The organism is Kribbella sp. VKM Ac-2569, assembly GCF_004216905.1.
In the GTDB taxonomy this organism is placed as follows: Bacteria; Actinomycetota; Actinomycetes; order Propionibacteriales; family Kribbellaceae; genus Kribbella.
This window is the reverse complement of record NZ_SGXJ01000004.1, coordinates 25,056-37,546: the sequence shown is the minus strand read 5'-3', so window position 1 is coordinate 37,546 and position 12,491 is coordinate 25,056. Positions and strand designations below refer to the sequence as shown.

Below are 12,491 nucleotides of genomic sequence, written 5' to 3'. Positions count from 1 at the left end.
TGACCTCGGCTCTCCGTCCTCCGTTGGAAGTGACGTGACGGTGAACACAACACGGCGCACCGGCACCGCGCTCGCCCGCGTTTTCCAGGCCGTCCACCCTCGAAGTATCAGCCAGGAGGACCAGTGACAACCGCCACCGCCACCCAGACCATTTCGCGTCGTCGCGTGCGTGTCTGGTTCGGTGAGCACGTGATCGCCGACTACAACGCCGAGCCGGCGTTGGCCGAGCGGTACGCAGACGCCATGAGCCGTCGATTCGCCGGTCTTCGGGTCACGAACGACCCGATGCCCAACGTCGACAAGCTCCCCGACCCCCTGCCCGGCGAGCGCATGTGGGACGTAGCGCCCCGCTGAGAAAAACCTCCGGTCCCTTTCGCGTTCCGTACCTCACCAGACAACCCACGCGGAACGTGGCCAAGGTCGAGTCGCCTCACCTCGACCAATCAAAGGAACCGGTGCAGTGCTCTTCCAAGGGCACGCGGCGGCAAGCGAGTGTGGGCGTTCTGCCCCTCGCTTGCCGCCATTTTCTCCCCTGTCAATGCGCCTGACGAAAACAAACCTCGTTCGCACCGGATCCCCCAGCTCCGGTGCGAACGTTTCTCACTTCTGTGCGTAGTACTCCGGTTTCATCTGGATGAGCTGCACGTAATTACCGTCCGGGTCGATCAGCGTCGCGAACCATCCGATCCCGCGGTCCTCCGGGTGCACCAGCCAGTCGACGTCGAGCGTCCGCAGGTGCGCGGCCGCCGCCTCGATGTCGTCGACGGCGAAGTTCACGATGTGCCGCCCCGGTTCGGAGTTCTTGGCCGCCACGTCGTCGCGCTGCTCGATCACCAGACCGAACCCGCCGAGGTCCAGGTTGCCGTACCCGTCGACCTCCGCCCGGAACCCGTCCCGGTACCACGCCTTCAACCGCTCCGCGTCCGCACTACCGAGCAACATGCTGTTGAGAATCACGATCTCTCCTTCCACCTGACACTGACCCCGGTACGTCGGAACAGCAGGCCGACTCTCGACATGACCTGCTCGGCTCGGATGATGAACAGATGAAGTTCACCGCTGAACTGCTGTCCACCGGCAAGAACACCGCCGGCTTCGAGGTGCCCGACACGGTCGTGGAGTCGCTCGGTGGCGGCGGCCGGCCGAAGGTGAGCGTCACCGTCAACGGGTACAACTTCCGTACGTCGATCGCGCGGATGGGCGGACGGTACCTGCTCGGATTCAGCGCGGACCGCCGTACCGAGGCCGGCGTCACGCCCGGCGACGTACTCGAGGTCGACGTCGAACTCGACACCGCTCCGCGCGAACTCGAGATCCCCGAACCGCTGGCAATCGCCCTCGCCGCGGACCCGGAGGCCAAAGCGTTCTGGGACACCCTCAGCTACAGCAACCGCCAGTGGCACACCCTCCAGGTGACCTCCGCCAAAACCGAGGCCACCCGCACCCGCCGCATCGAGAAGTCGATCGCCGCCCTCCGCGAGGGCCGCGCTCGCTGAGGGTCAGCAGTACGAGCGGCAGCCGCGATCCACGCCGTACGCCCGGTGGCTCGCTGCGACCAACGCCACGGGGGACAGTTGACCGCCGTCATGCCAGCTGTTCAGGAACCGCTGCGGTGCGACCGCTCCGCGCCGGACCCACCACATGTTGGGTCCCGTCGGCCAACTGATTCCGAAGTGCAGGTGTGGCGGTGTCCCTTGGGCGCTCCCCGTCTTCCCTGTCCGGCCCAGAGATTGCCCAACCCGCACCTGCACACCTGGTGCGATCCCGGGTTGGATCGCCGAGAGGTGGGAGCCGTAGTACCGAACCCCATCCGCCCCCACCACCGAAACCGACAGCCCACCGCGGTCAGCACCTCGATTGGTCTTCGGATCCCACGAGTCAACCCGCGTCACCTCGTCGACCCGCCCGTCAACCGGCGCAACGAACAGACACCCGACGTGCGCAAAGATGTCCGACGCCGGATAGTCGTGGTGGCTTTGTGAAGCGTCTGCTCGGCAACCACCCACGGGAAATACGTACCGCGGGGCTCGACGCGAAGGCTCTGGGTTAGAAGGCCGTGTCGTGGGCGCAGGGGTGCTCGGGCGCGGCGGAGTGCTTGGGTGCGCCTGTGTGGCCGGCGGCGTGGTGGTGCTCGTTGTTGCCGGTGTGGTGGACGGCTGTGGTGTTGATGATGGTGTTGGTGTCGGGGCGGCGGTGGGTTGGGTGCGGCTGAAGACGCCGGCCGCTGACAGCGCGAACAACCCACCGCCGGCGACGACTACCAGCGCTGCGAGAAAGACTGCCCAGAGGCGCCGCGTCACGGATACCAGAACGCGTTGACTGCTGCAGACGAGTACACGGTTTCACACGGTATCCCGTTCTTGTCCGCATCCATCCGGTCCGGCATGCCGTAGTACCACCAATATCTGACGGCCTCCGCGTACGAGGCACCTCGCGCGGCGAGGTCCCGGCAGTACAACCCCGCCGACCAGAACACGTCATCAGCACCACGAGCCAGGTCAGCAGCACCAGGATGACGCCGACCGCCACCCCTCCAAGGGCTGCCAGCGTCGTGTTGCCGCGCTCGTTCCGCCGGTGACAATGCGTGCGTGTATACGGTTCTCCATTCATGATTCCCCCCGCAGGCCATTGAAGCCTCGTCACTCTCCGTTGTCTACAGCTCGGAGCCGGAACGGTGTTCATCGGGGGAACATCTGGTGGTCATGCAGACGGGTGATGATCGCGCCGAATCCGCCTGGGAGAGGACTGTCGATGGGGCACTCGCACGATCACCCGCATTCGCAGGGGCACGGCCACGACCACAGCCATGATCATCATCAGCCGAATGTCGAGTTGGATCAGGGGACGCTAGCTGCGTTGGACGAGTCGGTGCCGGACAGTGATCTGTCGCCGGCGGAGGTTTCGCGGCGGGGGTTGTTGCGGTCGGCCGGGATTCTCGGGGGTACGGCGGCGCTCGCCGTGACGGGTGCTCAGTTCGCGGCGGCGACGGCGCCCAAGGACGGGTGGATCTTCCAGCACGGCAATCGGCCGAACGTGTGGCTTGCCGGCGACCACCACATCCACACGCAGTTGAGCTCTGACGGCCTGTACCGCGTCATCGATCAGGCTCGCCACGCCACGGCGTACGGGCTGGACTGGCTTGTCATCACGGACCACGGTGGTGCGACCCATGCGCGGATCGGTGTCGACTTGGTCAACCCGCAGATCAAGGCGGCCCGTGCTGAACTGCGCGACACGCTGATCTTCCAGGGCCTGGAGTGGAACATCCCGGCAGCCGAGCACGGCACGGTGTTCGTGGCGCCGGGCAGCCGCGAGGTCGACGTACTGAAGCAGTTCGAGAACGGGTACGACGGCAGCGTGAACAACGCGGGTGCGAACTCGCCGGCCAACGAGGCGCTCGCGGTGTCCGGCATCCAATGGCTCGGTCAGCAGGTCGACAAACGCCGGGTCGCGGACGCGCTGTTCCTCGCCAACCACCCGGCCCGCAACGGCATCGACAGCCCGCACGAGATCCGCAACTGGCGCGACGCCGACCCGCGGATCGCGATCGGCTTCGAGGGCGCGCCCGGTCACCAGGCCGGCGGCCTCCCGAAGGGCATCGGCGCCGGCAACGCCCGCGGTATCTACGGCAACGCCCCGAACCCGAACTCGTTCCCCGGCTACCCGGCCGAGAGCTACCGCACCTGGGGCGGCTTCGACTGGATGACCGCGACCGTCGGCGGCCTGTGGGACAGCCTGCTCGCCGAGGGCAAGCCGTGGTGGATCACCGCGAACTCCGACTCGCACGTGAACTGGAACGAGACGTCCCGCCGCCCCGACGGCTCCAGCCAGGAGCAGTTCGACCGCGACGGCCGGTACATGGACCCGGTCTACGGCACCACCGTCAACTCCACCGCGAGCGACTTCTGGCCGGGCTACTACAGCCGCACCCATGTCGGCGCCGACCGCCGCGACTACCTCGCGGTGATGGAGGGCCTGCGCCACGGCCGCGTCTGGGTCGACCACGGTGCGCTCGTGAAGGGCGTCGAGGTCGAGGTCCGCGAGGTCGGCAAGCGGTACGGCGAACCGCTCGGCGGCGCGCTGATCGTGCAGAAGGGTCGCGCGATCGAACTCGTCGTACGGATCACCACGCAGACCCTGCCGAACTGGGCGAACTTCGTGCCGGCGCTCAACCGGGTCGACGTGATCCGGGGCTCGGTCACCGGACCGGTCGGCGACAAGGACACGATGACCGCGCCGAACACCAAGGTCGTCAAGCAGTGGGACACCGCGGGCAAGCGCGGCACGTTCGAGCTCGTGTATCCGCTCGGTCGCGCCGAGGAAGCGCAGTACGTGCGAGTCCGCGGCACCGACGGGAACCGGAGCCAGCCCGGGTACCTGGGTGCGGCGGTGGACCCGGCCGGTCCCAAGCTAGACGTGGTCGGCGACGCGGATCCGTGGGTCGACCTGTGGTTCTACACCAACCCGATCTGGGTGCTGCCGAAGTGATCGTCGCGGTCGATGCCGACAGCTTGGACACGGCCGCGGCAGATCACCTGGTCTACGCCCTCGTCGATGCTGTCGACCAGCCGGTCGTCGCCCTCACCCACATGGTGGCGGGCGACGACCGTCCGCATGTCGCGGTCTCACTCACGAGTACGGCGGACCTCGCGGAGCCGATCCGCGCGATGGTTGCCGACCACAACGTCGGGCTCGCGGTCACCCGACCCGGCGCGTCCGAGCCGGAGCTGGCCGGGCCGAGCCGCCTGGTCCGCGGCGCGTACGTCGCTGCGGTCGAGGCAGCCCTCGGTACGGCGGGACGCGTGGTCCGCTGGCCCGGTCACGAACAGGCGCACGGCGTACTGCCCGCCGCCGAACTCCGTGTCCGCTGCGGTATCGACCACCTGGAAGCGATCGGCGGCATCCCGATCGCGGACGACACCTTGATCGACACCCTCGACTTCCTTCGCCCCCTCCGCCGCGACGGACGCCTGGTCCTCCAGGTCCAGCCGTCCGCCGGCAACCTCCTCATCCCCTTCGAACTCCAACACCAACAAAACTGCTGCGCCGACCACTAACTCAGCTGTTGGTGTTCCAGGCGGGCGAGTTCTCGAGTACTTCGGGTAGCTCGCCGACGACTCCTAGGCGTTGGGTGCAGCGGGTCAGGGAGACGTAGAGGTCGCGGAGGCCGCGGGGTGATTCGATGACGATGCCGTCGGGGTCGACGACCAGGACGGAGTCGAACTCGAGGCCCTTGGCTTCGCGGGCGGTGAGGACCGTGACGCCGGTCAAGCCGTCGACGGCCTCCTGGATCAGCTCGAGCCGGCTGCGGGACGTGATCACGCCGACCTCGCCGTACGCCGTCTCCTCCGCCGCCATCTTGTAGACGTACAAGGCCTGTTCGGCCGCCAGTACGTCGACGTGCCACGGTTTCACGCCCGTGGAGCGGACCGATTGCGGCGCCCGCGCCGACGGGTCGACCTCGCGCAGTACGGCGTGCGCGAGCTCCATCACCTCGGCCGGCGTGCGGTAGTTCAACGTCAGCTCCGCCAGTCGCCAACGATCGCCGAACGTCTCGCCGAGCGCAGACGACCACGACGTACCGCCGCCGATCGAGCTTGTCTGCGCCACGTCGCCGACCACCGTCATCGACCGCAGCGGACACCGCCGCGCGATCGCCCGCCACGCCATCGGCGACAGCTCCTGCGCCTCGTCGACGATCACGTGACCGTACGTCCACCGCCGGTCCGCGGCCGCGCGATCCGCGAGCGTTCGGTCGTCCTCCGCCTCGAACCGCTCGGCGAACGCCTCGGCATCGAGAATGTCCTTCGCAGTAAGGATTTCCGCCTCGTCGTCCTCGTCGAAGTCGGTCGAGCCCGAACCGGCGAGCACGTCCAAAGCCCCTTGTGCATAAGAGATTGCACGCGCCCTCGCGGCCCGCTCCCGCGCCGCCTCGGACCCGTCGTCACCGAGCAGTTCCGCCGCCTCGTCCAGCAGCGGTACGTCGGACTGACTCCAGTCGTCGCCGTACCGCAACAGGTGTTCGCGATCCAGCGCAGACAGCTGCGGCGCCGCGGACGCGAGCCGGTCCTCGTCGCCGTACAGATCCTCCAGCAGCCGCTGCGGACTGAGCAAAGGCCAGAGCCGCTCGAGCAACGCCTGTACGGCGGGCTCCGCGAGCACCTCGCTGCGCAGTTCGGCGAGGTCGTACTCGTCGAGCAACTGCTCACCGTCGAGCGGATCGGTGCCGATCAGTTCGGCGTACTGATTGGTGAGGTGGTCCGTGATCTCGTTGAGGACGAACGGCCGCGCCTGGTTGTGGGTGAGGTTGCGGTTGCGGACTCGTGCGTGGACGCTCTCGCACATGGAAGGGTCGAGGGTCAGCTCGGTGCGTTCGACGGTCACGTGGACCGGGCGCTCGGGGAGCCACTGCCGATCGGCGACCGCCTTCGCGATCACGTCGGCCATCACCGTCCGGCCCTTCACCTCGGCGCTCTCCGGAGACTCCGGTCGGGTCGCGTGCACGCCCGGGAACAGTTCCGCAATCGTGACGAGCCGGACGCCCTCCTCACCGAGCGACGGGAGCACCTGGCCGATGAATCGCAGGAACGCCGCATTCGGCCCGACAACGAGAATTCCGCGCTTTTCCAGTTGCTCGCGATGCGTGTACAACAGAAATGCCGCCCGGTGCAGTGCGATTGCCGTCTTTCCGGTGCCCGGGCCGCCTTGGACGACCAGGATTCCGGGCAGTTCGGAGCGGATGATCCGGTCCTGATCGGCCTGGATCGTCTGCACGATCGACTCCATCTGGCCGGTCCGGCGAGCCTCCAGCGCCTTCATCAGCACGGCCTCGCCGATCACGCCGGTGCCGGGTTTCGACGCGTCCGCGGCGTCCCGTCCGAGGTCGAGCTGCTCGTCCTGGACATCGACTACGCGCCGCAACCGGGTCTGGATGTGCCGGCGGCGGACGACGTCGTGGTTGGCCACCGCGGTCGCGATGTAGAACGGCCGCGCCGCTGGCGCACGCCAGTCCACCAGCAGGGGTTCGTAGTCGGCGTCGTGCAGACCGATGCGGCCGAGGTGCAGGATCTCGCCGTCGGCGGCGTCCAGGCGGCCGAAGTACAGACCCTCCTCGGCGGCGTTCAGCCGGGCCTGCCGGAGCTTGAGGTCACGGATCCGCCCGTCGCGTTGGTGCAGGGCCTGGGCGTTGCGGGTCTGGACCAGCTGCTCGTCGTCGGCGCGTGCGTCGGTACGCTCCCGCTCGGCGTCCAGCGCAGCGTAGAACGTGATCAGGTTGGCCTGTTCGGTTTCGACTGGATTCGGCAATTCCTGTCCCTTGTGTTAAAATCCGTGCCGTTGGTTCACGCCGCATTTGTGGAATTCTCCTGGCGGCAGCCACAAATGCTTGAGTTTATCTGGTGCCCGGGTTTTCCTGTAGTGGTGTTCCACGCCATCGTCCCGCCGTACCTCCTCGAGCAGCTCGAGCGATCCGCGGGTGACCCCAGCCTTCGTGCCCGGATCAGGCAGTCGTTGCAGCACGACGCCGTACTGCGAACGCGGCCCGCGGCCGGTCGTGAACGCGTGGCCGCGGCGGAGGGCGGCCGGCAGCGCAAGGTGTACGACGGCGAGAACGGGACCGATCTGCCGGGCACCCTGGCCCGCTCCGAGGACGACGACCCCGTCCAGGATCAAGCGACGAACCAGGCGTACGACGGCACCGGCGCGACCTGGACGATGTACAAGGAGTGCTTCGGGCGCGACTCGATCGACGGCGCCGGCCTGGTGCTCACGTCGACGGTGCACTTCGACCGCGGGTACGCGAACGCGTTCTGGGACGGCGCGCAGATGGTGTTCGGCGACGGGGACGGCGAGATCTTCGGGAACTTAACGGCGTCGATCGATATCACCGGCCACGAGTTGACCCACGGCGTCACGCAGTACACGGCGAACCTCGCATACGAGGGTCAGTCGGGCGCGTTGAATGAGAGCATCTCGGACGTCTTCGGGTCGCTCGCGAAGCAGCACGCGCTCGGTGAGAGTGCCGCGGACGCCGACTGGCTGATCGGAGCGGGACTGTTCCGGCCCGGTGTGCAAGGGGTCGCGCTGCGGTCGATGAAGGCGCCTGGGACGGCGTACGACGATCCGCGGCTGGGGAAGGATCCGCAGCCGGCCGACATGTCCGGGTACGTCGACACGCAGGACGACAACGGCGGCGTACACATCAACTCGGGCATCCCGAACCGAGCGTTCTACCTGGTCGCGGCCGAGCTCGGCGGGAACGCGTACGACGACGCCGGCAAGATCTGGTACTCCACGCTGACGTCGGGGAACCTCTCGTCGTCGGCCGGCTTCAAGGACTTCGCCGCCGAGACCGAGACAGCGGCGCGCGACCTCTTCGGCGACGAGTCGCCGCAACTCGCCGCGGTCACCAAGGCCTGGCAAACCGTCGGCGTCCTGGGCGACCAGACCCCACTCATGAACGCCGCCCAGACCAACCTCGAAACCAGCACCCCACCCGCCGCACCGTCCGACCAGCAGCCGTCCGAGCAGCAGGCGTCTGCCGAGTGAAGACGAAGCCCTGGCTCTGGCCCGCCAACGCGATCGGGATGCTGCTGATCGCGGTCGCGGCGATCCTGCAGCCGGTGACGATGCTGTCGATGCCCTGCGACGCGCCGACGTGTGATCCGCACGGCTACGTGGCGATCTTCAGCGTTTTCCCGACGGCGTTCGTGGTGATCGTCGCACTGTTCGCGCTCGGCATGCTGAACGATCGCAGGCGGTCCGGGTTCGGCGTGGCGATCTTTGCGGCCGCGGCCTGTGCCGGAATGCTCCTGCTGTTCGGCGCGATCCTGATCGCGCCGGTGCGCTGGCCGCTCGCGGCGGTGACCTTGGTGGTCCTGGGACTGGCGATCGAGGGTTTGCGGTCCGCACCGGTACCGGCCTCCAGGTGAGACGGTTTGACCTCAAGTCTTGTTGAGGTATTAGCGTCGTTCGTCGTGACAGTTCATCCGCTACGGCTCGTCGTGCTGACGCGCAACCTCGACGCCGAGCGGTTCGGGACGGCGGTCACGCGGTGGTTCGCGCGGGAGGTCGAGCGCGCGGACGAGTTCAAGCTGGACCTGATCGACCTGAGCATGGTGCCGCACACCGAGTTGCCGAGGCGGATCGAGGACGCGGACGCGGTGATGATCGTCACGGCGGAGTACAACCACGCGTACCCGGGTGACGTGAAGACCGCGATCGACGCCGTACGCCGGCCTTGGTACGCGAAGCCGGTCGGTTTCGTGGTGTACGGCGGACGCTCGGGCGGACTGCGCGCGGCCGAACAGCTCCGGCTCGTCTTCGGCGAACTGCACGCGGTGACGATCCGCGACAGCCTCGGCTTCCGCGAAGAGGACTTCACCGACGACGGCGAACCGGCCGACCCGACGACGACAGCGGCCGCCGCCGCCCTCCTCCGCCAACTCGCCTGGTGGGCCCGCTCCCTCCGCGACGCCCGCGCCAACCAGCCGTATCCGGAATAGGTTCGAGCGGGCAGTGGTTGGCAGTTGAACGTGACCGCCGAACCGATGCCCTTGTCCGTGCTCGACCTCTCGCCGGTGCCGACCGGTACGCGGCCGTCGCAGGCGCTGCACGAGACGCTGGAACTGGCCCGCACCGCCGAGGCCGCCGGGTACCACCGGTTCTGGCTGGCGGAGCACCACAACATCCCGAGCGTCGTGAGCACCAGCCCCGAGGTGATGATCGCCGCGGTGGCGGCCGCGACGTCGACGATCCGCGTCGGATCCGGCGGGATCATGCTGCCGAACCATTCCCCGCTCAAGGTCGCCGAGACGTTCCGCGTCCTCGGCGGGCTGTACCCGGACCGCATCGACCTCGGCCTCGGGCGCGCACCGGGCACCGACCAGCGGACGGCGCTCGCGTTGCGCCGCAGCCGCGAGGCACTCGGGGCCGACGACTTCACCGAGCAGTACGCCGAGCTCCGCGCGTACGCCGAAGGGTTCCCGGCGGGGCATCCGTTCGAGCCGATCAGCGCGCAACCGGACGACGTACCGCTGCCGCCGGTGTGGATCCTTGGGTCGAGCACGTACGGCGGTCAGGCGGCCGCCGCGCTCGGGACCGGGTTCGCGTACGCCGGCCACTTCGGGACACTCGATCCGGCCGACGTGATCTCGGCGTACAAGGCGAACTACCAGCGGCTCGAGCACGACGGCGGACCGCACGCAATCCTCGCACTGGCCGCGATCGTCGCCGAGACCGAAGAACGTGCGCAGCAGCTCGCTCGCGCAAACGCGCTCTCCATGCTCCGCCTCCGCTCCGGCCGCCCGGGACCGCTGCCGTCGCCCGAAGAAGCCGAGGCCTACCCGTGGTCCGACGCGGAGGTGGCCGCCGTGGAGGAGTGGGCCGGCCTGGTCTCCGTCGGCACCCCCGACCAGGTAGTCGCCGACCTACGTCGTCGCGCTGACTCCGCCGGCGCCGACGAGCTGATCATCACCACGAACATCCACAACCCCGCGGAACGCCGCCGCTCCTTCCAGTTCCTCGCCGAGTCCTGGGCCTGAAGTCGCGCTAGGTCACCCTCCGCGGACGTGTTCGAAGATGAGGCTCGTTTCCGCGTGGCTGACCGCTGGATCGGCGGTCAGGTGGTCGAGCACGAACTCCCGGAGCGCGTCCGGCGTCGCCGCGGAGACGTGCAGCAGGTAGTCGTTCGCACCGCTGACGTGGAACAGCGACAGCACCCCGGGAAGCCGGGGCACCTTCGTGCGGAAGCGATCGATCTCGTCGCGGGAGTGCGCCCCGATCCGGATCGCGATCAGCGCCTGCAGCGGCTGACCCAGCGCGGCCAGGTCCACCTCGGCGTGGAAGCCGCGGATCACGCCGCGCTCGCGGAGTGACCGCACCCGGGTCAGGCACGTCGACGGCGCGATGCCGGCTGCCTCGGCGAGCGCGTTGTTCGGCATTCGGCCGTCTGCGGTGAGCAGTCCGACCAGCGTCCGGTCCACTTCGTCGAGCCCTTCAGGCACCGGCCTCGGAGCCGGTCCGGGGCTCCGACGATCCTTCGGCATGCCTCCACTGTAGGGCTCATCCACAGAATCCACAGCGTGTGGATGACCCTGTGGACGAATTTTCTTCGGAACTATTGCAGCGACTACGCAGAAGATTCCACAGTCGCCTCACTTATCCACAGGTGGAGGAGGCAGCGATGACCCAGCTCGACACCCGGTCCGTACACGCCGGCCGCGACGACCTGGCCGCCCTAGGCGTCCACGTCCCCCCGATCGACCTGTCCACCACCTATCCGCTCCCCGACGTCCACACCGGCGGAGCGTCGTACGACGCACTCGCGCAGGGCCGCGGACCCGACGGCGGGAGCCTCGTCTACCAGCGCCTGTGGAACCCGACAGTCGCGCGCTTCGAGGACGCACTCGCGGAGCTCGAGCACACCGACGGCGCAGTCGCCTTCGGTTCCGGCATGGCTGCGCTCACCGCGTGCCTGCTCGCCACCGTCGCCGCGGGCCGTCCGCACGTGGTCGCCGTACGCCCCCTGTACGGCGGCACCGACCACCTGTTGTCCACAGGCCTCCTGGGGACAACCGTCACGTACGCCGAGCCGAGCGAGGTCGCCGGAGCGATCCGCCCGGACACCGGCCTGGTGATCGTCGAGACCCCGGCGAACCCGACCCTCGACCTGGTCGACATCGCGTACGTCGCCACCGCGGCCGGCGACGTACCGGTCCTGGTCGACAACACCTTCGCGACGCCGGTCCTGCAGCAACCGGCTCGGCACGGGGCGAGCCTGGTGTTGCACTCGGCAACCAAGTACCTCGGCGGTCATGGCGACGTGATGGGTGGCGTCGTCGCGGCCGGCGTGGAGTGGGTCGGCCGGCTTCGGCAGATCCGCGCTGTGACAGGTGGCCTGCTGCACCCGTTGGCGGCGTACGAACTGCACCGGGGACTGCAGACGCTGCCAGTTCGAGTACGGGCGCAGCAGGCGACCGCCATCAAGGTCGCGGACTGGCTGTCCGCGCAGCCGAACGTGGAGCGGGTCCACTACCCGGGCCTGACCGATCCGGCCGGGCTGATCGGACGCCAGCAGGCAGGGCCGGGCGCGGTGCTCGCGTTCACGCTCAGCGGCGGCTACGAAGCGGCGTCCCGCGTGGCGAGCGGCCTGAAGCTCATCACCCACGCCGTCTCGCTGGGCGGAGTCGACACCCTCATCCAACACCCCGCCGCCTTAACGCACCGCCTGGTCGCGTCGGAGGCCAAACCGACCGACGCCCTACTCCGCCTGAGCCTCGGCCTAGAAGACCCCGAAGACCTAACCGCCGACCTCGCCCAAGCCCTCGCCCTCGCCTGAATCCGTCTTTGAGCACGCACCAACCAAATCTCGGTCGCGAAAATGGTTGGTGCGGGCTCAAAGTTGATTCTGCTGCGGGCAGAACGGTGTGGGGAATCTGCTCAGGGCAGATTCGGGGCGGTGGACCTTCGTGGGGTGGCACACTCGGTACAGG

Annotated in this window: 13 protein-coding genes; 9 read left to right on the top strand and 4 right to left on the bottom strand. The window is 68.3% G+C overall.

Going from position 1 to position 12,491, the window contains the following annotated elements; genetic code table 11:
- The first annotated feature begins 123 nt into the window (after positions 1-123).
- Positions 124-354 carry a hypothetical protein gene (locus EV649_RS26550; RefSeq protein WP_130386345.1) on the top strand — a complete coding sequence of 77 codons (231 nt, stop codon included), beginning with the start codon at positions 124-126 and terminating at the stop codon, positions 352-354.
- A 246-nt stretch (positions 355-600) separates the two neighbouring features.
- On the opposite strand, the gene EV649_RS26545 is transcribed toward EV649_RS26550, so the two are convergent.
- Positions 601-957 (bottom strand): VOC family protein, encoded by a 357-nt coding sequence (locus EV649_RS26545; RefSeq protein WP_241998704.1) that lies wholly within the window; start codon positions 955-957, stop codon positions 601-603.
- An 89-nt stretch (positions 958-1,046) separates the two neighbouring features.
- Here EV649_RS26545 and EV649_RS26540 point away from each other — a divergent pair, with 89 nt between their 5' ends.
- Positions 1,047-1,496 carry a YdeI/OmpD-associated family protein gene (locus EV649_RS26540; RefSeq protein ID WP_130386344.1) on the top strand — a complete coding sequence of 150 codons (450 nt, stop codon included), beginning with the start codon at positions 1,047-1,049 and terminating at the stop codon, positions 1,494-1,496.
- 3 nt (positions 1,497-1,499) lie between these two features.
- Here the strand turns inward: EV649_RS26540 and EV649_RS41755 are convergent, their stop codons facing one another.
- Positions 1,500-1,643, bottom strand: a complete 144-nt coding sequence (locus tag EV649_RS41755; RefSeq protein ID WP_241998703.1) for a hypothetical protein — start codon at positions 1,641-1,643, stop codon at positions 1,500-1,502.
- Between the two features lie 1,108 nt (positions 1,644-2,751).
- Between EV649_RS41755 and EV649_RS26525 the strand changes: the two genes are divergently transcribed.
- Positions 2,752-4,488, top strand: coding sequence for a PHP domain-containing protein (locus EV649_RS26525; RefSeq protein WP_130386342.1), 1,737 nt, complete (start codon positions 2,752-2,754; stop codon positions 4,486-4,488).
- On the top strand, positions 4,485-5,057 hold the full coding sequence (locus EV649_RS26520) for a hypothetical protein (RefSeq protein ID WP_130386341.1): 573 nt from the start codon (positions 4,485-4,487) through the stop codon (positions 5,055-5,057). Before EV649_RS26525 ends, EV649_RS26520 begins: the two co-directional genes overlap by 4 nt.
- 1 nt (position 5,058) lies before the next feature.
- On the opposite strand, the gene EV649_RS26515 is transcribed toward EV649_RS26520, so the two are convergent.
- Positions 5,059-7,305 carry an AAA family ATPase gene (locus tag EV649_RS26515; RefSeq protein ID WP_130386340.1) on the bottom strand — a complete coding sequence of 749 codons (2,247 nt, stop codon included), beginning with the start codon at positions 7,303-7,305 and terminating at the stop codon, positions 5,059-5,061.
- Positions 7,306-7,419: 114 nt separating this feature from the next.
- On the opposite strand from EV649_RS26515, the gene EV649_RS26510 reads away from it, so the two are divergent.
- Genes EV649_RS26510 through EV649_RS26495 form a run of 4 tightly spaced genes read left to right on the top strand, consistent with a single transcriptional unit; the run spans position 7,420 to position 10,541 of the window.
- On the top strand, positions 7,420-8,547 hold the full coding sequence (locus EV649_RS26510) for a M4 family metallopeptidase (RefSeq protein ID WP_241998701.1): 1,128 nt from the start codon (positions 7,420-7,422) through the stop codon (positions 8,545-8,547).
- A complete protein-coding gene (locus EV649_RS26505; RefSeq protein WP_130386338.1) occupies positions 8,544-8,930 on the top strand; it encodes a hypothetical protein in 387 nt (128 codons plus the stop codon). Before EV649_RS26510 ends, EV649_RS26505 begins: the two co-directional genes overlap by 4 nt.
- Positions 8,931-8,975: 45 nt before the next feature.
- The gene (locus tag EV649_RS26500) at positions 8,976-9,503 is read left to right on the top strand and encodes an NAD(P)H-dependent oxidoreductase (RefSeq protein WP_130386337.1); all 528 of its coding nucleotides are present in this window, start codon (positions 8,976-8,978) and stop codon (positions 9,501-9,503) included.
- Positions 9,504-9,533: 30 nt separating this feature from the next.
- Positions 9,534-10,541, top strand: coding sequence for an LLM class flavin-dependent oxidoreductase (locus EV649_RS26495; RefSeq protein WP_241998699.1), 1,008 nt, complete (start codon positions 9,534-9,536; stop codon positions 10,539-10,541).
- Between the two features lie 12 nt (positions 10,542-10,553).
- Here the strand turns inward: EV649_RS26495 and EV649_RS26490 are convergent, their stop codons facing one another.
- Positions 10,554-11,045: an Lrp/AsnC family transcriptional regulator gene (locus EV649_RS26490; RefSeq protein WP_130386336.1), complete on the bottom strand. Its 492-nt coding sequence runs from the start codon at positions 11,043-11,045 to the stop codon at positions 10,554-10,556.
- 137 nt (positions 11,046-11,182) lie between these two features.
- On the opposite strand from EV649_RS26490, the gene EV649_RS26485 reads away from it, so the two are divergent.
- Positions 11,183-12,337, top strand: coding sequence for a PLP-dependent aspartate aminotransferase family protein (locus EV649_RS26485; protein ID WP_130386335.1), 1,155 nt, complete (start codon positions 11,183-11,185; stop codon positions 12,335-12,337).
- The last annotated feature ends 154 nt before the right edge of the window (positions 12,338-12,491 follow it).